This is a genomic window from Hyphomicrobium sp., assembly GCF_036262015.1.
Taxonomy (GTDB): Bacteria; Pseudomonadota; Alphaproteobacteria; order Rhizobiales; family Hyphomicrobiaceae; genus Hyphomicrobium_C.
Genome location: NZ_DATAJR010000008.1, coordinates 1,061,035 through 1,083,482 on the forward strand (window position 1 = coordinate 1,061,035; position 22,448 = coordinate 1,083,482).

General features: G+C 59.8%; 13 protein-coding genes. 9 read left to right on the forward strand and 4 right to left on the reverse strand.

Annotation, left to right across the window (positions count from 1 at the left end; all coding sequences use genetic code 11):
- Positions 1 to 429 precede the first annotated feature (429 nt).
- Both VHO05_RS13550 and VHO05_RS13555 read right to left on the reverse strand, forming a co-directional pair.
- Positions 430 to 900, reverse strand: a complete 471-nt coding sequence (locus VHO05_RS13550; RefSeq protein ID WP_329647111.1) for a hypothetical protein — start codon at positions 898 to 900, stop codon at positions 430 to 432.
- Between the two features lie 334 nt (positions 901 to 1,234).
- Positions 1,235 to 2,161 carry a glutaminase gene (locus VHO05_RS13555; protein ID WP_329647112.1) on the reverse strand — a complete coding sequence of 309 codons (927 nt, stop codon included), beginning with the start codon at positions 2,159 to 2,161 and terminating at the stop codon, positions 1,235 to 1,237.
- A gap of 109 nt (positions 2,162 to 2,270) precedes the next feature.
- Between VHO05_RS13555 and VHO05_RS13560 the strand changes: the two genes are divergently transcribed.
- The 8 genes from VHO05_RS13560 to VHO05_RS13595 all read left to right on the forward strand — a co-directional run bounded on the left by VHO05_RS13560 (position 2,271) and on the right by VHO05_RS13595 (position 16,445).
- The gene (locus tag VHO05_RS13560; RefSeq protein WP_329647113.1) at positions 2,271 to 2,906 is read left to right on the forward strand and encodes a TetR/AcrR family transcriptional regulator; all 636 of its coding nucleotides are present in this window, start codon (positions 2,271 to 2,273) and stop codon (positions 2,904 to 2,906) included.
- 209 nt (positions 2,907 to 3,115) lie between these two features.
- A complete protein-coding gene (locus tag VHO05_RS13565) occupies positions 3,116 to 4,747 on the forward strand; it encodes an APC family permease (RefSeq protein WP_329647114.1) in 1,632 nt (543 codons plus the stop codon).
- A 94-nt stretch (positions 4,748 to 4,841) separates the two neighbouring features.
- Positions 4,842 to 6,203 (forward strand): type III glutamate--ammonia ligase, encoded by a 1,362-nt coding sequence (glnT, locus tag VHO05_RS13570; RefSeq protein WP_329647115.1) that lies wholly within the window; start codon positions 4,842 to 4,844, stop codon positions 6,201 to 6,203.
- A gap of 159 nt (positions 6,204 to 6,362) precedes the next feature.
- Positions 6,363 to 7,115, forward strand: coding sequence for a creatininase family protein (locus VHO05_RS13575; RefSeq protein ID WP_329647116.1), 753 nt, complete (start codon positions 6,363 to 6,365; stop codon positions 7,113 to 7,115).
- 263 nt (positions 7,116 to 7,378) lie between these two features.
- Positions 7,379 to 8,386, forward strand: coding sequence for a S1C family serine protease (locus VHO05_RS13580; RefSeq protein ID WP_329647117.1), 1,008 nt, complete (start codon positions 7,379 to 7,381; stop codon positions 8,384 to 8,386).
- 313 nt (positions 8,387 to 8,699) lie between these two features.
- Positions 8,700 to 9,992 (forward strand): MdtA/MuxA family multidrug efflux RND transporter periplasmic adaptor subunit, encoded by a 1,293-nt coding sequence (locus VHO05_RS13585; protein ID WP_329647118.1) that lies wholly within the window; start codon positions 8,700 to 8,702, stop codon positions 9,990 to 9,992.
- A 34-nt stretch (positions 9,993 to 10,026) separates the two neighbouring features.
- Entirely contained in the window at positions 10,027 to 13,146 is a 3,120-nt protein-coding gene (locus VHO05_RS13590) for a multidrug efflux RND transporter permease subunit (RefSeq protein ID WP_329647119.1), read from the forward strand.
- Positions 13,143 to 16,445 carry an efflux RND transporter permease subunit gene (locus VHO05_RS13595; protein WP_329647120.1) on the forward strand — a complete coding sequence of 1,101 codons (3,303 nt, stop codon included), beginning with the start codon at positions 13,143 to 13,145 and terminating at the stop codon, positions 16,443 to 16,445. The genes VHO05_RS13590 and VHO05_RS13595 overlap by 4 nt, the downstream gene beginning before the upstream one ends.
- A gap of 16 nt (positions 16,446 to 16,461) precedes the next feature.
- On the opposite strand, the gene VHO05_RS13600 is transcribed toward VHO05_RS13595, so the two are convergent.
- Positions 16,462 to 18,030 (reverse strand): efflux transporter outer membrane subunit, encoded by a 1,569-nt coding sequence (locus VHO05_RS13600; RefSeq protein WP_329647121.1) that lies wholly within the window; start codon positions 18,028 to 18,030, stop codon positions 16,462 to 16,464.
- 36 nt (positions 18,031 to 18,066) lie between these two features.
- Between VHO05_RS13600 and VHO05_RS13605 the strand changes: the two genes are divergently transcribed.
- On the forward strand, positions 18,067 to 18,354 hold the full coding sequence (locus VHO05_RS13605; RefSeq protein ID WP_329647122.1) for a hypothetical protein: 288 nt from the start codon (positions 18,067 to 18,069) through the stop codon (positions 18,352 to 18,354).
- Here VHO05_RS13605 and VHO05_RS13610 read toward each other — a convergent pair.
- Positions 18,313 to 22,428 carry a Pls/PosA family non-ribosomal peptide synthetase gene (locus tag VHO05_RS13610; protein ID WP_329647123.1) on the reverse strand — a complete coding sequence of 1,372 codons (4,116 nt, stop codon included), beginning with the start codon at positions 22,426 to 22,428 and terminating at the stop codon, positions 18,313 to 18,315. The two genes, VHO05_RS13605 and VHO05_RS13610, sit on opposite strands and share 42 nt — an antisense overlap.
- Between the last annotated feature and the right edge of the window lie 20 nt (positions 22,429 to 22,448).

The window sequence follows — 22,448 nt, forward strand, 5'->3', positions numbered from 1 at the left end:
GTGCGCCGCGGACGACTAGAGCGGTTTGCTGCTTTGCTCGACGCCTACATTGCCCCTGTGCGCCCGTTTTCCCAACTCGAAGCGCTTACTGAACGCGAACTGCGGTCGTTGCGATCAGACAGTTCTCCACTATCAGTCGCGTTCTCCGACCCAGTTCTTCGGAGCCAGGGGCTTGAGAGCGATGCGTATCTTGATGCGGTCGCATTCTTCGATCTCTCCGCACGTGAAGCGCATCACTTGCTCTGCGATTGCCACTACCCAACACGGCGACCCGCCGCGCAGCTGATCGCCACGCGTGCGCGATCACTGGCAGCTCACTCCAGGCGCGCTGTATTCTGGATGACCCTCGGAGAAAAAATACAAAAGGTCTTCAATTTTCTCCCGCGGGCTGGGATCCGGATTGCTTGATTCAGATAGTACGGTCGTGAATCAGTCGTCTGCGTCGTAGACCGCACAGGCTATCAAACCCGGCAACGTCAACGCGGCCAGATAGCTTGCCATCAGTGTGAACGTTGACCACGGCGCGCCTGTGCCCAAGGCAAACACGAGTAGAAGGCCAGGACCGAGTATGGGCAACGCCAACCACACCGGCCGGTGGCAATTCAGAAGCCTCTTTGCACATAGCAATGTCACGATGCAAAGTGTGGCAAGGCACCAAACAACGAATGGCCATGTCGGCGACCATTCGGAACGGCCATAGCTCTCGTCCCCACCTCCGAGGAGCAATGAGGCAACGAGACCGAAGGCAGACACCGCAATGACCATTGCCAGATACCATTGTTCACGCGGCAGGCTCCCCCTCAGTGAAAAGAAGACGCTCGATACGGTTGCGGATCCGATCGCGGGCACGGCTGCTGAGTGCTCGGCAGGCTTCTGCAGCTCGGTTTGTGGAGTGCCCATCATGCCGCTTCGCTGGGTCACAGCGTCGTGATAGGCAGCGCGCATGTTTTCAGAGGCGGGATAATCGTGACCGTCGTCACGACTATGGATCTGTTCGAGATGTGTTGGATGAGGCGTCGGCCCTATGTCTGAACGACGCAGAGGCGATTTCCGATAGCCTAGCGAAGAAAATGGTCGGTTCCAGGTCACGCTCAGCCCCTCCAGGGCCGGGCCGTCCCGGACGTTGCTTTGCAAGAAGAGGCCGTCCTCTTAGCTGAAATGTACGGGTTTCCCCCAATATTTTCAAGAACCCTTCGGCGCGCGGCCGATCAGTGAATAGGCCGCCTATGGGCCATCAGCCGAAAATCGACCACCCCGTGCGTTCCGCCAGCAACTGAAGCGCACGCGTCCCCAATTGTGAGTTCCCGTGTTCATCCAAGCCAGGCGACCAGACGGCGACGGATGCCTGGCCTGGCGCCACGGCCAGGATACCTCCGCCCACGCCGCTCTTGCCCGGAAGTCCGACGCGAAACGCGAAATCACCCGATCCATCGTAGTGGCCGCACATGAGCATCAATGCACAGATGCGTCGCGCCCGATCACGGGAAACGACAGTCAGTCCCGTCTGCGGCATGTGTCCGCCATTGGCCAGGAACAAGCCGGCTCGGGCGAGCTGGCGGCAGGTCATTGAAATCGCGCATTGATGGAAATAGACGCCGAGTGTCAGTTCGACCGGATGTAGGAGATTGCCAAAGGACCGCATATAGCTCGCCAGAGCGACGTTGCGGAATCCGGTCTTTTGCTCGGACTGTGCAACGGCTGGATCGATGGCGATCGTATCGTCGTCAGCGACGGACCGGACAAATCGTAGGATTTCGCCAATGGCTTCCCTGGGACGGTGCCCGGCTAGGATGGCGTCGCAGACGACGATAGCCCCGGCGTTGATGAAGGGGTTTCGTGGAACGCCACTCTCGTGCTCGAGCTGAACGATCGAATTGAAGCTGCTTCCCGATGGCTCTCGTCCAACGCGACTCCAAAGCGCATCCCCGTGTTTGCCGAGCGCAAGCGTCAGGCTAAAAACCTTTGAAATACTCTGGATTGAGAATGGTTCTCCGGCATCTCCTGCGAAATACGATCCCCCGCCCACCGTTGCGACCGCAATCCCAAATCTGTGAGGATTGACCTTAGCAAGCTCCGGGATGTAATCGGCAACTTTGCCTGTGCCCAGCTGCGGAAGAAGCTCTGCATGTATATTGTCGATGATCCGTTGTAGGTCAGGCATGGATCAGCGCTCTTATTGGGCGGGGCCTGCCGGAAGCGGTGTACGTTGTTTTGGTGGGTTCATATATTTTCGGTTCGCCCGTATCGGGCAATGAGGACGCATACGTATCATGACGACCAAGACACGGACCGCAAAAGCCATCCAAAAGGGCTCGTCGCAGAAGGAGGGCTTGGCGCGGCGACAGGAGATCCTTTCCGCGGCGCTGAACCTGTTTTCCATGCGGGACTATTCGGCAATCACCATCAAGGACATCGCGCAACTCGCGGGCGTCAACACGTCTCTCCTCTACTATTACTATGAGGACAAGGAAGCGTTGTTCCGCGCGGCGCTCGAAGAAGCGGTCGGCGCCGCGATGCGCAACTACGACGACGTCGCAAGCAAGCACTCCGAGCCGGTGGATCTGATCAATGATTGGTTCCAGATGCACGTCGAGCTTGCCGGTGATATCCGCCGGCTTGTCAAAATTCTGATGGATTACTCGAGCTCGCAATCGCAGACCCGCGTCTTGGATGACGTGGTCAGCAAGTTCTATGATGTTGAGATCCAGATCCTGACCAAGGCCGTTCGTCGAGGACAGCGTGCGGGACTGTTCAATAATGTGTCTCCGCAAGCCGCTGCGGTGTTCGCGTCGACTCACCTTGATGGGGTGATGGTTCGCTCCATCATTCAGCCGCGGCTCGACATTGCGGCTGCGGTCGATACGCTGCGCGACGCGTTTTGGGCCTATGTCGGATATCAGAAGTAACGCGAACTTCCCGCCGGCGCGACTGTTGCCGCCCATTCTGTAGAGCTCCCGAAATCTCGTATACGTCGCGCGAAAGCGTCGTTGTTGATCGCATCTGCATTTTTGATTGACCGATCAATCAATGCCTGTCAAGGTCGCAATCCTTAGGGACTGAACGCCAAGTGGAAGGCGGATAGAGCACAAAGTGCCGACCGCCGGAGGGAGGATAGATGACCGACACGACGCTGCCCCAGGCAGCCGCCCAGCGGGCGGGTGCCGCAGACCACTATTCCCTTGTTCGCAGTTTGAACTGGACGCACGCATTTTGGTTTGCGGCAGGAACACCAGCGCTGGTCTTGTTCTCTGTCGGGGCCATTGCCGCTACCGCCGGTAACATCTCGCCGCTAGTCTGGACGATCTCAGCACTGTTCGGTTTCGTTCAGGCGTTTACGTACGCAGAGATTTCCTCGATGTACCCGCACAAGTCAGGCGGTGCGTCGGTCTACGGCGCACTCGCTTGGGTGCGCTATGGCAAGATGCTAGGGCCGATTTCGGTTTGGTCGAACTGGTTCTCCTGGTCGCCCGTGCTCGCAATCGGTACCGGTCTCGGCGCTGGCTATATCCTCAATCTGTTTTTTCCTGCCGATCATTGGGTCCAGACCTGGCAGATCACTCTGTTGAATCTGGATTTCCTGAAGCAGGGCCTGAGCCTACGCATAAACTCTGTCTTCGTATTGGGATGGGTGTTGGTGCTGGTGGTCTTCGCTGTGCAGCATCGCGGCGTCCTGAAGGCCGCAAACCTGCAGAAGGTATTGGCCATCACGGCGCTGGCTCCGCTGATCATCATAGGCTTGGTTCCGATCCTGTCCGGGAACATTTCCGCTGAGAGTTTCGAACCTTTCGTACCTCTGGCCCGTGACGCTGCCGGCAATCCTGTCCCAGGTGCCTGGGATATGGCGGGCTGGACCGTATTCGCGGGTGCCCTGTTTATCGCGGGTTGGTCCACCTACGCATTTGAAACAGCGGTTTGCTACACGCGTGAGTTTCAAAACCCGGGCACGGATACACCGAGGTCATTGATTGCCGCCGGCCTTCTGTGTGTGTTCGTGTTCTCTCTCGTCCCTCTCGCGTTCCAAGGCGCTCTCGGCCTGAACGGAATGTTGGATCCCGGAATCTACAGCGGGATGGGCGTCGCCGACGCGATGGCCGGGATGATCGGCGCGAGCGCCATTGTGGCAAAAATCCTGATCGTGATGCTCATCCTGGCCCTGCTTCTGACGGTCAGCATGTCGATGGCAGGTTCCGCCCGTACTCTCTACCAGGGCTCCGTCGATGGGTGGCTTCCCCGCTACCTCAATCGCGTCAACAGTCACGGCGCGCCGGTCTCGGCCATGTGGACCGACCTCGGCTTCAACATGCTGCTGTTGATGATGTCGGACTACGTGTTCCTGCTGGCGATCGCGAACGTCAACTACATGATCTTCAACTTCCTCAACCTGCAATCCGGTTGGCTGCATCGCATCGACAGACCGGAGATGCCGCGTCCTTACAAGGCTCCGACAATGGTGTTGGCGGCGGGCGCGGTACTCGGTTTCGTCAACCTGCTTCTGCTCGGCATGGGTGCAAACATCTGGGGACCCGGAACGCTTGCGGCAGGCTTCGCCGTCGCGCTGATGATCCTGCCGGTCTTCGCGTTCCGTCACTTCATTGTCGATCGCGGAAAGTTCCCGGAGCAGACGTTCGAGGATTTCGCCGGTGTCGATGAGTCCGAAGTCAAGACGAGGGCAGGCATCCTTCCCTATCTGACACTTCTGGCAGGCGCGGGAGTGATCGCTCTCGGCTACGTCATCGCTGTCTACTGACAAACAATCGAAACGGATTTGGGCTGAGCGCTGGCGCATTTCCAAGCGGCAGTGCTCACGCCCGGCGGCAAAAACAACAAACTACGAGGAAACTATGACTACAGACAAAGCTAGTTCAATCGCGACGCTCAAGAAGAAACTCGAGAATGCCGGCGTCAAGTTCATGATGCCAAGCTACGTCGACATGCACGGCGTATCAAAAACCAAGGTCGTGCCGCTTCCTCATATTGAGGACATGGTCGACGGCTCCGAGCTCTGCACGGGCGCCGCACTCGATGGCGTGCCGCAGGATGTCAGTGACGAAGAGGTCTCCTCGCATCCCGATATTCGCTCGGCAACCGTTCTTCCGTGGAACAACGATGTGGCGTGGTTCGCGAGCGATCTGTGGTGCGGCGGGAAACCCTTCGAGCCCTGCAGTCGCAACATCCTTCAGCGCACATTGGCCATCGCTGATGAGATGGGCTACGGCGTGAACCTCGGCATCGAGGCGGAATTTTTCGTTCTCAAAGACGATGATCAGGAGGGATTCAAGCCACTGTCCGAACGTCACCACCTTGCCAAGCCGGCGTACGACGTTTCACGCTTTCTCGACAATCGCGGCTGGTTGTTTGAACTCGTCAACGCCATGAATGACCTCGGCTGGGACGTCTATTCGCTCGATCATGAAGACGGTATCGGTCAGTTCGAGATCGACTTCCGTCACGCCGATGCGCTGACGATGTCGGACCGCTATGTATTCTTCCGCTTGATGGCGCATGAGATTGCTCGCAAGCACGGCGGGTTTGCCACGTTCATGCCCAAGCCTTACGCGGACCGCGCGGGCAGCGGTGCACACTTTAATATGTCGCTTGCTGATAAAGGCACGGGGAAGAATCTCTTCGCCTCGGCGACCGACCCGCGTGGCTGTAAACTCGACAAGCTTGGCTACCACTTCATCGCTGGCGTTCTGAAGCACTTGCCCGCCATTTGTGCCGTAGTGGCGCCGACTGTGAACAGCTACAAGCGTCTTGTGACCAAGGGCAGCATGTCCGGCTTCACCTGGGCGCCGGTGTTCTTGTGCTACGGCAACAATAACCGCACCAATACCGTTCGCATTCCGAAGAGTGGCGGGCGCGTCGAGCTGCGCGTGGCCGACAGTGCCTGCAACCCGTATCTCGGTGCCGCGATGACCATCAGGGCGGGTCTTGAGGGCGTGCGGCAGCAGCTGGATCCGGGCGATCCGCACTTGGACAACATGTATCTGAAGTCGCCACAGGAACTGGCGGAGCTGGGCGTAAAGCAGCTGCCTGCAACACTTTCTGAAGCTCTTGACGCCTTCGAGGCCGATCCTCTCTCCAAGGAAGTGTTTGGAGAGGCGATGTTCAATTCATGGTTGGAATTCAAGCGTGACGAGTGGCATGCCTACACCAATCACGTCTCGCAGTGGGAAGTGAACCGCTACCTGAAATTCTACTAAAGCCGAAAGCAGGAGAGCGAGTACCAAGCCCGCTCTCTCGACTGGAAAGCGTTGCACAGCTCCCCTGGCAACGCTTTCCTTTTTCTTCCCTTTCGACGTCGCCCTCCCGATGGCCTGCAGGTGATGGATCCGACGCCGTTCAAAAATATTGGATTCGATATGAATTGGGCAGAACGCACTTGGACCGAGTTTCCCGCCGATCTCGCTACAGCGAATTACACCGCACTGCTTCCAGTCGGCGCAACAGAACAGCATGGGCCGCATCTTGCCACGGGCATGGACACTGTAATCGCAGACAAGCTTTGTCGCGCGGTGGCGGAGAAAACGGGCGCGTTGATGCTTCCGACCGTGCCGTATGGCTGTTCGCTGGGCCACAGCCGCCGTTGGCCGGGCACGATTGCGTTGCAGCCCATTACGCTCATTACCCTCGTGAAGGAAATCGGTGATTGGGCGTACTCTAGTGGTGTGCGCCGACTGCTGATTGTAAATGGCCACGTGACGAACGCGGCCCCCCTTCGATGCGCGCTTGAGATGCTGAGAGCGGAATACGACGACCTCATGGTCGCCGTCATCAACACGGCTCAGATCAGTCAACGCGTACGCGCCTCTCACTGCTCCGATGGGGATGATTGGCACGCAAACCGCGCCGAGACGGCTCTGATGCTCGCAGTCGCGCCTGAGATCGTGAGAATTGACGCGATAGACGGCTCAGATGACCCCGATCGGACGGCGGGCTTGGTTTTTTCCCACCCCGTCAACCGCACCAGCACAAACGGTGTTACGGGCAAACCCAGTCTGGCGACGCGCGCAGAAGGCGCGGAACTCTTTTCTTGGATGGTGGAAGATCTCTCGCAGCTGGTGAAAAAAGCAAAGCAGGAAACGCCCCCGTTGCCCAATTCATACTTTGGGTAGGTGGAATTCGTGCTGGAGGGTAGGGCGCAACGAGGGGACCGGCGTCAGAGGCCGGTCGAGGGCAGGCCGAAGGTCTCGTAGGGCTTTAACGCGATAGCGTAACCGCCGCACATCAGTCCGGCGTTCGCTGCATGGTCAGCTGGGCGACCCACGCGGGCCCTATTGTACTGGTGTGGCGCAGTTCCCATCTCCCCGCCCACCACCAATCATCCCGGCAGCGCCACGGCTAGTTTTCGCGTCGCCGACCGGAGAAGGGAGCAATCATGTACGGCCTCTCCTTCCTCTCCAATACGAGCAACAGGACGGGTAAACCGGAGCATTCCGGCGCCACCGATCGAGATCGGCTCGACAGTTACTCTGAAGCTGTCACGGGCGCCGTGGACGCGGTGTCCCCTGCCGTCGTTCACGTTGGCGTCAAAGGCGAGCGTGATGGACGGGCATCGCAAGGCTCGGGTTCTGGCGTCATTGTCTCGCCCGACGGAATCATACTCACCAACAATCATGTGGTGGATGGCGCGCGGGACGTGCGCGTTACGCTCGCCGATGGCCGGAGTTTCTCCGCGCGGACATTGGGACGCGATGCGGACACCGATATCGCTGTTCTTCGCGCGGAAACCATGGATCACTTGCCGACTGCCATGCTCGCGGATTCGAAGCGTGTGAAGCCAGGCCAGATCGCAATCGCCATCGGTAATCCGCTGGGATTTCAATCTTCGGTGTCGGCCGGCATCGTGAGTGCCGTCGGCCGGTCTTTGCGTGCGCAGAACGGTGGCCTTATTTCGGATGTCATACAGACGGATGCGGCGTTGAACCCCGGAAACTCGGGTGGCGCGCTTCTATCGTCGCATGCCGAAGTGATCGGCATTAACACGGCTATGATCATGGGCGCGCAGGGTATTGCATTCGCAGTGGCATCCAGTACGGCGCTCAATGTGCTGATGCAGGTGCTGGCTCACGGCAGGGTGCGCCGGGCTCGTCTCGGCATAGCGGGTGAGCAGGTCCCGTTGAGGCGGCGCGCTGCTTATGCTGCAAACCTCAGTCAGGAAAGCGGTGTCGCCATTCGCGATCTTCATGCTTCCAGTCCGGCGGATCGGGCTGGTCTGCGACCGGGCGATGTGATCGTCGGTATCGACGGTACGCCGGTTACCGGTGTGGACGACATCCTGCGGCTGTTGGGTCATGACGCGATCGGCAAGTCGATAACCGTGACCTACTTCCGTGGCGACACCTTCGCCGAGACCCGCGTCTTGCTGGACGAACGCGAGAAGTAAGGTCTCAGAGCCGGCGGGCATAGCGAGGCGGATGGCCGGTAACCATTATGGCGTCGTGCGGTGCGGCCCCGCTTCCCCGTATTACTCAGTAAATCCATTGATTTGATACGCCGGGGTGTGAAAGCGAGCCGCGCTGCGCCAGCTCCTGCTTGCGTACGTGGCTTTGCCTCAACATATCCTGTGCTGGGCCAGACGGATTTTGGACGCCATCCTCGTTAGTTCTGGATTGGCGTATCGGTACTCCGCCTAGGGTTTCGTTGCTCCCCGGTTGACCTGTTGGCGGACGGCTGGGTTCTCGCGAAAGCTTTGGTCGATGGACAAGCTCGCACGTGACGGTGGCCACGATGTTGCCGCGCCGCCTGAACACAAGGCACGCAAACGCGGTCGCTTTGGCGTCTTTATGGCGTTGCTGCTCCTTGTTGCTGGAGCCGGTGCGCTTGCGTGGTGGAACCTGTCGAAACCCAACGCCGATCACCCGGCCCGTCATCAGGGCGATGTCGGCGTGAATGTGAAAGTGGCGCCGCTCGCGCAAGGCGATATGCCCGTGGTGCTGGACGGTCTCGGTACGGTGACCGCACTCAACACGGTTACTGTCACGACGCAGATCAGCGGCTATCTCACTGAGGTCGGCTTCCAGGAGGGGCAGGAAGTCAAGAAGGGCGACTTCCTGGCGCAGATCGATCCGCGGCCCTATCAGGCGGCGCTGGGGCAGGCTCAAGGGCAGCTTGCGCGTGACGAGGCGCAGCTCGCCGCCTCCACGATCGACCTTGCGCGCTACGAGAAACTGATGACGCAAGATTCGATCGCCCGTCAGCAGGTCGATACGCAACGCGCGCTGGTGAAGCAGAACGAAGCCACTGTCGCCTCGGACAAGGCGCTGGTGGAAAACGCCACGTTGAATCTGAATTACTGCCGCATTGTGTCGCCGTTAGACGGAAGGGTGGGACTACGCCTCGTCGATCCTGGCAACTACGTCCAGCCGAGCACGGCAGGTGGTCTCGTCGTCATCACACAGATGCGGCCCATCTCCGTCATTTTCCCGCTACCCCAAGACGCCATCCCGCAATTCATTCAGAAGTTGCGTTCTGGACAACAGCTGACCGTTCAAGCCTTCGATCGCAATGCCAGCAATCTGCTCGCAAGCGGTACCCTTACGACGGTCGACAATCAGATCGACACCACGACCGGCACCGTGAAACTCCGCGCGACCTTTCAGAACGAGGACGAGCTTCTATTTCCGAACCAGTTCGTCAACGTGAAGCTCATTACGAACACTTTGAACGGCGTGACGCTCATGCCCAACGCCGCGGTGCAGCTGGGGGTACCCGGAACCTTCGTTTATCGGACCAATGACGACGGCACGGTCACTGTCCGCCCTGTCAAGCTCGGCGCTGCAGACGACAAGCACGTCGTGGTGCTCGAAGGCTTGTCGCCGGGTGACAAGGTCGTAGTTGACGGTGCCGACCGGTTGCGGGACGGGGCAAAGATCACCGTCGCGGACGACAACAAGAAATCGGCATTGGGCGCTTCCTCGTCCGGATCGCCGACACCCAAAACCGAAAAGATTGGCGGAGAAACGTCAAAGACCCAACCTGACGCCAAATAGCGTAGGGCTTCATAAGCGTGCTGCGGCTCAAGTCATGAATCCATCCAGCACTTTCATTCACCGGCCCGTGGCGACGACCCTCTTGATGGTCGCGATCGTGCTCGCGGGGTTCATCGGCTACATGCAGCTCCCCGTGTCGGCCTTGCCGCAGGTCGATTATCCAACGATCCAGGTGCAAACGTTCTATCCCGGTGCCAGCCCGCAAGTGATGACGGCATCGGTAACCGCTCCGCTCGAGCGGCAGTTCGGGCAGATGCCAAGCCTCAACCAGATGATGTCGACGAGTTCGGGCGGTGCGTCGGTCATTACACTCCAGTTCGACCTCAATCTCAGTCTCGACGTTGCCGAGCAGGAGGTGCAGGCTGCCATCAATGCGGCGGGCAATCTGCTGCCCTCAGACCTGCCCGCGCCCCCGATCTACGCGAAGGTCAATCCGGCCGACGCGGCTGTCATCACGCTGGCGCTGACTTCGAAAACGACGCCGCTGAACAAGATGCACGACCTTGCCGAGACTGGGCTCGCGCAACAGCTTTCGAATATTCCTGGCGTTGGTTTGGTGACGCTCAGCGGCGGTCAGCGGCCAGCCGTGCGCATCCAGGCGGATACGCGCGCGCTGGCGGCGCATGGGCTCAACATCGACGACCTGCGGACTGTCATCGGCAACTCGAACGTCAATATTCCGAAGGGGAACTTCGACGGACCTTCCCGCTCATTTGCGGTCAATGCCAACGACCAACTGCCGGATGCCGCAGCCTTTCGTGACATCGTCATCGCGTATCGGAATGGGGCTCCGGTTCATCTAAAGGATGTCGCCAAGATCGTCGACGGGGCGGAAGATATTCACCTCGGCGCTTGGGCCAACACCGTTCCAGCCATCATCGTCAATGTTCAAAGGCAGCCCGGAGCCAACGTTATCGATGTGGTCGACCGCATCAAGCGTTTGCTGCCCGCGCTCAAGGCTGCCTTGCCGAACAGCGTCGAGTTGTCGGTGTTGAGCGATCGAACGACGACGATCCGTGCCTCTGTGGCTGACGCACAGTTCGAGTTCTACCTGGCGGTGGCGCTCGTGGTGCTCGTTATTTTCCTGTTTTTGCGCAACGTTCGCGCGACCCTCATTCCAAGTCTGTCGGTGCCGATCTCGATTGTCGGCACGTTCGGCGTCATGTATCTGCTCGGGTTCAGCCTCGACAACCTGTCTCTCATGGCGGTGACGATTGCGACGGGCTTCGTCGTCGACGACGCTATCGTCATGATCGAGAACATCACGCGCTATATCGAGGAGGGAGAGCGGCCCCTCGATGCCGCAATCAAGGGGTCCGGTCAAATCGCGTTCACGATCATTTCGCTCTCGGTATCGCTGATTGCCGTTCTGATCCCGCTGCTTTTTATGGGCGATGTCGTCGGCCGGCTCTTCCATGAGTTCGCGATAACCTTGGCGGTTAGCATTGTGGTTTCGGCGATCGTCTCGCTGACGCTTGTGCCGATGCTGTGCGCCAAAATCTTGAAACAAGAGCCTCCAAGGGCGGAAAGAGGCCGCGGCGGATGGGGCGACCGGGCTTATGAGGCTACGATTTCTGCCTATGGACGCGGTCTGACGTGGGTGCTCGCACACCAACCTCTCACACTCGCCGTGGCAATTTTGACGCTGGCGCTGACGGCAGCGCTCTATGTGGTCGTGCCCAAAGGTTTCTTCCCGGTGCAGGACACAGGGATGATCCAGGGCATTTTTCAAGCGTCCGAGTCGAGTTCGTTCGCCAAGATGGTGTCGCGACAGCATGAGCTTTCAGAGGCCATTCTCAAGGATCCGGACGTGGCCAACCTGTCGTCGCTGATCGGCGTCGATGGCAGCAATGCGACGCTCAATCAGGGACGGTTCCTGATCAGCTTGCGGCCTCTCGGGGAACGCAAACGCTCTGTGGGCGAGCTCATGCAGGACCTCAAGCAAGCTACAGCAGGGATAGCCGGCAGCGATTTGTTCCTGCAACCGGTTCAGGATCTCACAATCGATGCAGCTGTCGCTCCTACGCAATACCGTTTCACGTTGCAGAACATCAACGCGTCTCTGCTTGAAAAGTGGGTTCCGATTGTTGTCGCGCGCCTCCAGACGCTTCCCCAAGTTGCCGACGTCGCGAGCGATATGCAGAGCAGGGGTTTGACGGTTGATGTTACGGTCGATCGGGCGACGGCTGCCCGCTTCGGGATCACGCCGGCTACCGTCGACAATGCGCTCTATGATGCCTTCGGGCAGAGAATTGTCTCGACGATTTTCACGCAATCCAATCAGTATCGGGTGATTCTAGAAACAGATCCGTCATTGAAGAAAAGCATCACGGATCTCTCGGCACTCTATTTGCCGTCTTCGACCGGAACGATGGCGCAGGTGCCACTCTCCGCCATCGCGACCGTTACGACGCGATACGCGCCGCTATCGGTTGGTCATCTCGCACAGTTCCCGTCGTCTACGATCTCGTTCAACCTCGCGCCGGGGGTCTCGCTCGGCGAAGCCGTTGACGCGATCCGGTCGGTCGAGGGCGACGTCGGACTACCCGAGAGTTTCGTCGTCAAGTTTCAAGGTGCGGCGCTGGCATTCGAAAGCTCGCTCGGCAACGAGCTTTTGCTCGTACTGGCTGCGATTGTGACGATGTACATCGTTCTCGGCATTCTCTACGAGAGTTTCATCCATCCGATCACTATTCTTTCGACACTCCCGTCCGCCGGCATAGGCGCTCTCATCGCCTTGATCATCGCGGGCAAGGAGTTCGATATCATTGCTCTGATCGGTGTCGTGCTTCTGATCGGAATCGTGAAGAAGAACGCGATCATGATGATCGACTTTGCTATCCGTGCTGAGCGGGAGGAGGGGATGCCCCCGCGGAACGCGATCTTTCAGGCGTGCCTGCTTCGCTTCCGGCCCATCATGATGACGACAATGGCCGCATTATTCGCCGCGTTGCCGTTGATGCTGGCCGGTGGCACAGGTGCTGAATTGCGCCAACCGCTCGGCATTGCCATCGTCGGGGGTTTGACGGTCAGTCAGCTTCTGACGCTCTTCACGACCCCGGTGATCTACCTCGCGTTTGATCGGCTCAATCGGCGCATCGGGTGGCAGGAGGAAGAGGCGTCGGATCTTTCCGCCGGGCGAAGGGTGCCATGAACCTGTCGGCTCCCTTTGTTGCGAGGCCGGTGGCGACGACGCTGATTTCAGCGGGCATCGCCTTGTTCGGTATCATCGCGTTTCCAAACCTGCCCTTGGCTTTGTTGCCTGAAGTCGATTTCCCCACCATCCTGGTCCAGGCACAGCTTCCCGGCGCCAGTCCGGAAACGATGGCTTCGAGTGTGGCGGCGCCTCTGGAACGCCACTTGGGAGAGCTGGCCGCGGTCTCGGAGATGACGTCGCAGAGCGCGCTCGGAACGGCACGGATTACGCTTCAGTTCGATCTCAGCCGCGATATCGATGGCGCAGCGCGCGACGTTCAGGCCGCCATCAATGCCGCTCGTGCGGACCTTCCATCCAGCCTGCGCAGCAATCCAACCTATCGCAAGGTCAATCCGGCGGACTTCCCGATCCTCATCATCGCAGTCACGTCGGATACGATGACGCAAGGACAGCTTTACGATGAGGCGGCGACGGTTCTACAGCAGCGGCTCTCGCAGGTTTCGGGCGTCGGCAACGTCGATCTCGGCGGCAGCGCGCTCCCTGCGGTACGCGTGGAGCTGATCCCGAGCGCGCTCTTTAAATACGGTATTGGGCTCGAGGACGTGCGCGCAGCACTCGCCTCCGCAAATGCGCACAGCCCCAAAGGGGCGATCGAGGATGGCGAGCGGCGGTTCCAGATCGAATCCAACGATCAGGCGACTAAGGCGGGTGACTATCGTCCCTTGGTGGTGGCCTATCGAAACGGAGCGCCGGTTCGGCTAACGGATGTGGCGCAGGTGAAGGATTCGGTTGAGGATTTGCGCAATCTTGGCCTTGCGGACGGTAAGCCCGCTGTGCTTGCGATCGTCTACCGTCAGCCAGGCGCCAATATCATCAACACCGTCGATCGGGTGAAGGCCCTTTTGCCTGAGCTGCAGAAGTCGCTGCCGGGCAGCGTGGATGTTACCGCGATCATGGATCGTACGACAACGATCCGGACAGCTCTCGCGGAAACTGGGCGCACGCTGGTGATAGCGGTTGCCCTGGTTGTTGTCGTGGTGTTCATTTTTTTGCGCAATGCGCGTGCCACGCTTATTCCCGCCATTGCCGTGCCCATCTCGATCGTCGGCACGTTAGGTCCGATGTACCTTCTGGGCTACAGCCTCGACAATCTCTCCTTCATGGCCCTGATTGTCGCGACAGGATTTGTCGTCGACGATGCGATCGTCGTTGTGGAGAATGTCTCGCGCCATATGGAGGAGGGCATGTCCCGGCGCGCCGCTGCCATCGAAGGCGCGCGAGAGGTCGGTTTCACAGTCCTTACAATCAGCGTGTCCCTCATCGCGGTGTTCATACCGATATTGCTGATGGGGGGCATCGTCGGCCGGATATTTCGAGAGTTCGCTGTGGTTCTGTCGATCGCGGTTCTCATTTCTCTCGTTGTTTCGCTGACGACCACACCGATGATGTGCTCGCGACTTCTTCCGCTTCGCCGGGACGAGAACCCCGGCCGATTTTTCAAGGCGGTGGAACGTGGCTTCGATCGCCTGGTGGGTGCTTATGCCCGCGCCCTCGATACGGCCTTGCGTCACCCGCGCCTCGTCATGGTGATCCTGGGTCTTACGATTGCCCTCAATGTCGCGCTGTTTGCCGTTGTGCCGAAGGGGCTTTTCCCGCAGACCGATACCGGCCGGATCATCGGAACAATTCAGGGTGATCAGAGCATCTCGTTCCAGGCGATGGAGACCAAGCTTCGGCAGTACGTGGCTATCATTCGCGCCGATCATGCTGTTGCGCATGTCGTTGGCTTCACGGGCGGACGCCAAGTCAACGGCGGCTCTATCTTCGTGGCGTTGAAGCCCATCGACCAGCGAAGGGCAACGGCGGATGAAGTGATTGCGCGGCTACGCAAGAAGATGGCGGAAGTACCGGGAGCGAGCGTCTATCTTCAGTCCGTTCAAGACATCAAAGTTGGCGGACGCCAGTCGGCCGCGCTCTATCAATATACGCTACAGAGCGCGAACCCTGCCTTGCTCTTCGAATGGGCTGACAAGCTAACGGCTGCGCTTCAGAAGTCCGGTGCGCTCGATGATGTCAATTCAGATCAACAGCAAAACGGGCTCTCGACGAATCTCACAATAGATCGCGACGATGCGAGCCGGTTCGGCCTAACCGCGAATGCCATCGACAATACGCTTTATGATGCGTTCGGTCAGAGGCAGGTCTCAACGATCTACAACCCACTGAACCAGTATCACGTGGTGATGGAGGTCGCGCCGCAGTATTGGCAGGATCCCAGAAGTTTGCACGATATCTACGTCAGCACGGCCCCAACGAATGCGAGTGGAACCCAGACGACCAATCTGCCGGCGGGAGCAGTCAGCGGGCGTTCGACGGGTTCCTCCACGAGCAACGCTGCGGGAAATGCGGCTGCGATCGCATCAGATGCTGCGCGGAACCAAGCCACGAACTCCATCGGAACTTCGGGCAACAGCATCGCGTCGAGCGGGACTCCGGTCAGTACGAGTGTCGAAAAGATGGTGCCGCTCAGCGCCGTCACGCGCTACCGGCAGGGAAAGGCCTCTCTATCTGTCAATCATCAGGGCGTTCTGGCCTCAACTACCATTTCGTTCAATCTGAAGCCGGGTCAGTCGCTCAGCGATGCGGCTGCGCTTATTGAGCATACTAAAAACAGTCTCGGCATGCCCGCGGCCGTGACAGGGTCATTCTCAGGTACTGCGGCGACCTTCATTGCCTCATTGTCCAGCGAGCCTATTCTTATCGCGGCGGCGCTGGCAGCCGTCTATATCGTGCTCGGCATTCTCTATGAGAGTTACGTTCACCCCATCACCATATTGTCGACGTTGCCGTCGGCCGGCGTAGGAGCCGTTCTCTCGCTGATGATATGCGGCAAGGAATTCAGCGTCATCGCATTGATTGGCGTGATACTGCTTATCGGTATCGTGAAAAAGAACGCGATCATGATGATCGATTTCGCTTTGCAGGCAGAGCGCGGGGGCATGAGTTCGCGCGAGGCGATCCGGACGGCTTGTCTGCTCCGCTTCCGCCCCATCCTCATGACGACTCTTGCAGCATCTCTCGGAGCGTTGCCTCTTGCGCTGGGTACGGCCGAAGGCGCGGAGATGCGGACGCCGCTCGGAATATCGATTGTCGGCGGGCTCATGGCGAGCCAGCTTCTCACCCTGTTCACGACGCCGATCGTCTATCTCTATGTCGATGAATTCAGTCAATGGTGGGCGGGCCGGAGGGAAGCGCTGCGGACGCGTTGGGGACGGCCTCCCAGCCCGGCGGAGTGAAGTACCGGGGGCCTGCTTACAGGCAAGGCGGCATTTCGGGTGGAATATTGCCGACGATGGTGTCGCGAATACTGATGCAGCCTCGCCAGTGGCGCAGCATCTCATAGTCCGGGATGTCACTCGTATCCCATCCGCCGCCGAGTGCCGAGATCAGGTTGACCGTCGCCAAGTATCGGTTCTGGAGAACCGTCAGTGCGGCCTGCTCGTTCGTGAGCTGTGTCGACTGAGCGGTAACAACCGTCGTGAACGATGTCGTGCCGGCCTTGTATTCGTTGAGTGCGATTTCTACCGCCTTGCGCGAGAGGGTCACGGCTTCATTCTGGGCTGTGGCCTGCTTGGCGAGGACGCGCTGGGCCACGAGTTGATCCTCGACCTGCTGGAAGGCGGTCAGCACGGTCTGGCGATAGGTTGCGACGGACTGGTAGTACGTGGCTTCCTGGGCGATGACCTGAGCGCGGCGGAGACCCCCATCGAAGAGCGTCTCGCTCAGAGCACCGCCGATGGACCACACCTCGTTTGCGACAGAAATGGGGAACGCGCGGTTACCTACCCATCCGATGAATCCGGAGACCGATATGTCGGGGAAGTAGGCGGCTACCGTCACGCCAATGAGCGCACTCTGTGCTTGAATGCGCCGCTCCGCTGCGGCGATGTCCGGTCGCCGCTCTAGCAGCAGCGACGGAAGGGTTCCCGGAATTGTCGGAACCTTCGTTCCGAGCGGTTTCGGCTTGATCGTCAGCTCAGCCGGCGGGAGTCCGATCAGGACTGCGATCGCATGTTCGAACTGGGCGCGCTGAATGGCGACGTTGATCTCCAAGGCTTCGGTCGTCTTGACCTGCGTCTGGGCGACGACCACGTCGGAGCGGGCAACAGTGCCCTGGTTGTACTGGTTCTCGGTGATCTTTTGTGTGCGCTTAAAGTTGGCAACGCTTTCGTTCAGAATGCGCTGAAGCGAGTCGGCCGCACGCATATTGAAGTAGGCCGTTGCGAGCTGCGTCTGGGCGGACAGACGGGCGTTGGCAAGGTCCGCCTCGCTTGCCTGGGCATTGGCGACATCGCTTTCGATCGTGCGCCGGATCTTTCCCCAGACGTCGAGATCCCAACTGCCCGTCGTCTCGAGTGTCACGGTCGTCCTGGTTTGCGCCAGACCAATCGCCTGTCCAGGTGAGCCTGATCCGGCTGCGGCCGCAGCCGGTCCGGTGTGCGATCTAACGGCGTTGTAGTCGAGCCCAAATACCGGGAAGAGTTGGGCGCGCGCTTGCTGAACGATAGCGGCCGCCTGGCGGAAGGCGGCGTCGGCAGCCGCGAGATTTTGGTTCGAGACTTCGACTTGACGCATCAGCCCGTCGAGTACGTCGTCGTGGTAGACCGACCACCACGCGCCGCGATCGAACGTGTCCAGGGGCTCCGCGATTTTCCAGCCTTTCAATTCCTTGAAGGCAGGAGGTACGGGTGCGGGTGGCGGAATGTAATCAGGACCGACAGCGCATCCGCCGGCGGTCATCATTGCGATCGCAACAAGTCCTGCTTTGAGCGCCCCGATACGCGAATGCTCCATCGTGCGAACGGACGTTTGTGGTTTCAAATGAAGCTCGTTGGTTCCGGCACGAGCACAGTCTCAATGCAAACGCGTTTGCGCCTGCGCGTGGCGACCTTATTGGGATTCGCGCGGCTATTTCTGGATAGGGAGAAAAATGCTTCGTTGAAGATGCACGCGCGACACGCGTGGTTGAGTCGAATGCCGGCGCATTTTCTGAGCTACGGCGCGCATCTGCGCTGCTACAACACGATGCTTGCAGGTACGGTGTGGCAGCACGGCCTTTCGCAGCAGACCGCCTTGTACTTGGCGGTCTGCTGGGCGTTGGATTTAGGCAGCTGTCGGGAAATCAACGACGATGATTTCCGGTAGGGTGCGCTTCTCGACCGCTTTGATGTCTGCTGCGCTTGTGGTTGGCACCGCGACGGGCTCGCAGGGAATGCCGTGCCAGCGTGTATGCGGGGGAAGTGATTCACCCTTCATAAGTACCGACAGAGGACCGAGCACCGAACCAGGAGCCATCTCGGTGCCGTAGAGCACGACCGCCATGTTGCCCACCGAACAGCCTGGGCCGATGTTCAGGTGATCCGCTTTGAAGACGCGATCCTCGAAAAGGTGGGTCTGGATGGTTGCTCCGAGGTTCAATGCGGCGCGGTCTCCGATTTTGACGAGGTCAAATTCAGAGAAGAGCGTCGTTTCGATGAAGCACCACTTGCCAACTTTGCACCCCATCATCCGCAGGCATGGCGACACCATCGGCGAGCCCATGAGCGGGGCCATGGCAGACGCGGCCACACTCTCGTAGACGCCGTTGACGAGTTCGTTGTGCCAGACGAAGCGCGACCAGAGCGGCTTGACCACGGTTTTGTGGGCGCCGATCAGCACCTTCTTGAGGATCGCCGTGATGACGACCGACGCGAGTGAGATGGCCATCGCGGCGAAGGGAATTCCCGCAATGACATATAGGATGGGTAGCGTCCGGAAGGCAGCTACGAGCAAGCTCACGAACGCGATAGCGCAGGCCGTGCCGACCAGGCCGGGCAGGAGAATGCGGACTGCGTCGGTGGCGGCGCGTTCCATCCGCGCCCAAATCGTGGGCGTGAATATTTCGTTTTCCCCGAAACACAGGTCTTTCTGCGTGTTGGGAAGAGAGAATCCCGGCGCGCCGAGCCAACGGGTGTTGTCGGGGACATTGGCCGTATCGGCGGGTGGTGTCGATGCGACGCCGATCAGGACGCCGTCTCCGATCGTGTGACCGCCAGACACGAGCGCGCTGTTGCCGATAAACGTCTTCGATCCGATGCGGACGGCTCCGTATTCGGCCTTGCCATTGTGAATACGCTCGCCTCCGACGAGGCACGCATCGGCGAGGAAGCTTCCTTCACCCACCTCCAGCACGTCGGGGCACACGTGAGATACGGTCGAGATCTCGACGCCGCGGCCGATCTTGGCGCCAAATGCCCGCAGTAGTCCCGGGAGGTACACGGTCGCGTACACCGGCATCAGGATGTTTTTGGTGTTCTCGAGAAGATAGGCCGAGAACCAGTGGCGGAGGTAGCTCACGCTGTAGAGCGAGAACGTCCCGGCCTTGAGGGGACCCAGCAGACGCTTCAGCATGATCGCGCTGCGCGTGTAGGTGAGAAGCCAAACAGGCACGGACGCGAATGCGGCGATGATCCCCCACGTGGGGCCACCAAAGTACAAAGCCGTGAGCACGAGCGCGATCGCGGGAAGGCTCGTCGCGAGCAGGAAGTAGCCCATCACGTAGATGAGAGCGAGGTGAAGCGCGCCGAACAGCATGCGCTTCAGCCCGTGTCCGAGGCTGCGCACGGTCTTGAAGCGCTGGGCCGCGGGCTTCGCTTCGGGCACGGTCACGGCTGCGGGTGCTGCCGGGATCCCGCGGCGACCTTCGCCGGCCGCAATCTCGGTTCCGTCTGCGAGGAGCGACATGTCGTCTAAGCGTGCGCCGTCCCCCATCGTCGCGCCGAGTCCGACGGCGCAATGCATGCCGATGAAGCAGTCGTTACCGATCGTGGTGGGGCCGATGACGAGGCATCCGTCCTCGACGCGATAGCCGAGGAGCTGCGTCTCGAGACCGACGCTCGAGTTGTCGCCGATTGAGATAACGTCGAAGGCCGAACAGAAGGGTGTGGAGATCGTCACATTGCGGCCGATCTTTGCGCCCATCGCGCGCCAGTAGAGGCTCATGAGCGGCGTGCCCTTGAACATCTCGGCCCAGGCCAGAGCCTGGAAGCGGTTCGCGATCCACCAACGCAGGTAGTAGAAACTCCATAGCGGATAGCGGCCGGGGATATAGCGACCAACGACGATCCATTTGACCGCGATGCTGAGCACGAGCAGGAATGGCCACGCTGCAAATCCAACGATCGTCGAAATCCATGCCGCATGGGTCCAGCCGATATGGCCGTCCGCCACAGCCGTAATGATCAACGCCGTGTAGGCGAGGGGCGCAGCCATGATCCCGTAGTACAGAGTGGCCGCGAGCGCCTGCAGCGCCACTGTGGTCCAGCGGACGACGGGATGCACGCTCTTGAAGGCGACATCGCTCGGGAGTTCTGCGGGCGGCAAGGTGCGCGCGTCTGTTGCCAGCCGCGTGGCGGGGTTCATTCCCGTCTGCGACGGGTTCAGCTTTCGGATGTGTTTCGCGACCGCGCGGATTGTGCGGTGTTCGTACACGTCGCGGACCGACAGGCGGGTAGCGCCGGTGGCGCGCCGCATGAGCGTCACCGTCTTGGCGGCGAGGAACGAGTGACCGCCGAGATCGCGGAAGAAGTCCGCTTCGACGGAGATCTGCGACAGGCGGAATGCCTCCTGCCACGCCTCAGCGACGCTACGTTCGAGCTCATCCGCTGGCGGCACGACAACGCCGATGTCGGCGAACAGCTTTTGCGGGGAAGGAAGAGCCTTGCGGTCGATCTTCCCGCTGGTCGTCACCGGCAATGTGGGCAGTACATCGAGATACTGCGGGATCATGTAGGACGGCATGCGGGCTCGCAGCAATTCGGCGAGCGACGTGCGATCGAGCGAGGCCCCATCGCCTTCGCAGACGACGTAAGCCGCGAGCTGTTTCATGTCCTCAATGTCGACGACGCGGACTGCAGCAGCCTTGATCGCGGGATGCTCGATCAATACAGCTTCGATTTCGCTCAGCTCGACGCGGAAACCGCGGATCTTGATCTGATCGTCTAGGCGACCAAGGAAATAGAGTTCGCCATTGTCGCCGAGGCGGACGTGGTCGGATGTGCGATAGAGACGGTCGCCATCGTTGGCGACGAACGGGTTCGATATGAAGCGCTCGGCTGTGAGTGCCTCCTGGTTCATGTAGCCGCGAGCCACACCGAGGCCGCCGATGAAGAGTTCGCCGGATTCGCCTGGCTCCACCGGCTGCAAGTTCTCGTCCAGGACGTATGTCGCGTATCCCGGCAGCGGAACGCCGATGGTGACGGTCTCGCCCGGCACGCAATCAGCCCACGTAGCGACAACAGTTGCCTCTGTGGGGCCGTAAGTGTTGATCATCCGGACGCCGGGTTTTGCCCAACGTGCCACAAGCTCGCTCGAGCAGGCCTCGCCGCCAAGCACGAGGGTGCGTACGGTCGGCAGATCCCGATCGATCATCGAGAGCATCGTCGGAACGGTCGAGTAGTAGGTTATCTCCCGCTCATTGATGAATTCGGCAACGTCTGCGGGCGAGCGTTCAACATCTTCCGTTGGGACAACGAGCGTTCCGCCACGGGAGAAGGCGGCCCATATCTCTTCAACCGAGGCATCGAATGCGGTCGAAAAGCCTTGATAGACGCGGTCGTCGGCGGTCAGCCTGTAGATGCTCTTCAGGCTTCGTACGAATGCGACCGCGTTACGGTGCTCGATCATGACGCCCTTCGGGCGTCCCGTCGATCCGGATGTGTAGATGACGTAGGAGAGGGACTGCGGGTCAACCTTGTCGCCTCCTGCGACGGCGCGCGGCGATTGCCGTGCGATCTCGTCCCGATTGAGGTCGAGGCGCAGAATGGGCGTTCCGATATGGCCGTCGATCTCGCCTGCCAGGGGATGCTCGGTGATGATCGACTTCGCCCGAGAGTCATCGAGGATGGCGCGGATGCGCTCCAGCGGAAATCTGGGATCTATCGGCACATAGCCGGCGCCGGCCTTGAGGATGCCGAGCATGGCCGCATAGAGACGCGGAGACTTCTTTAGATACAACGCGACTAGGTCGCCGGGCTTTACGCCACGGGCGGCCAAAGTGTTGGCAATTCTGTTCGCCTGCTGATCGAGTTCTTTGTATGTCAGACTTTCGTCTGCGAACTCCACAGCGGTGTGATTTGGCCGCTTTTCGACCTGCGCTTCGAAAAAGCGATGCAGGAGGCGTGGCGATGTTCCTGGGGCGCGCCTCCGGCGAGGCTCCCAAGCCGTGTCTAGCAAAGCCATATTTCCCCCCTTCGGAGGTG

Excerpts from the sequence above, each read along its gene's own strand:
- VHO05_RS13550 (WP_329647111.1), bottom strand. The coding sequence starts at position 900 with ATGGGCACTCCACAAACCGAGCTGCAGAAGCCTGCCGAGCACTCAGCA.
- VHO05_RS13555 (WP_329647112.1), bottom strand. The coding sequence starts at position 2,161 with ATGCCTGACCTACAACGGATCATCGACAATATACATGCAGAGCTTCTT.
- VHO05_RS13560 (WP_329647113.1), top strand. The coding sequence starts at position 2,271 with ATGACGACCAAGACACGGACCGCAAAAGCCATCCAAAAGGGCTCGTCG.
- VHO05_RS13565 (WP_329647114.1), top strand. The coding sequence starts at position 3,116 with ATGACCGACACGACGCTGCCCCAGGCAGCCGCCCAGCGGGCGGGTGCC.
- glnT (WP_329647115.1), top strand. The coding sequence starts at position 4,842 with ATGACTACAGACAAAGCTAGTTCAATCGCGACGCTCAAGAAGAAACTC.
- VHO05_RS13575 (WP_329647116.1), top strand. The coding sequence starts at position 6,363 with ATGAATTGGGCAGAACGCACTTGGACCGAGTTTCCCGCCGATCTCGCT.
- VHO05_RS13580 (WP_329647117.1), top strand. The coding sequence starts at position 7,379 with ATGTACGGCCTCTCCTTCCTCTCCAATACGAGCAACAGGACGGGTAAA.
- VHO05_RS13585 (WP_329647118.1), top strand. The coding sequence starts at position 8,700 with ATGGACAAGCTCGCACGTGACGGTGGCCACGATGTTGCCGCGCCGCCT.
- VHO05_RS13590 (WP_329647119.1), top strand. The coding sequence starts at position 10,027 with ATGAATCCATCCAGCACTTTCATTCACCGGCCCGTGGCGACGACCCTC.
- VHO05_RS13595 (WP_329647120.1), top strand. The coding sequence starts at position 13,143 with ATGAACCTGTCGGCTCCCTTTGTTGCGAGGCCGGTGGCGACGACGCTG.
- VHO05_RS13605 (WP_329647122.1), top strand. The coding sequence starts at position 18,067 with ATGCAAACGCGTTTGCGCCTGCGCGTGGCGACCTTATTGGGATTCGCG.
- VHO05_RS13610 (WP_329647123.1), bottom strand. The coding sequence starts at position 22,428 with ATGGCTTTGCTAGACACGGCTTGGGAGCCTCGCCGGAGGCGCGCCCCA.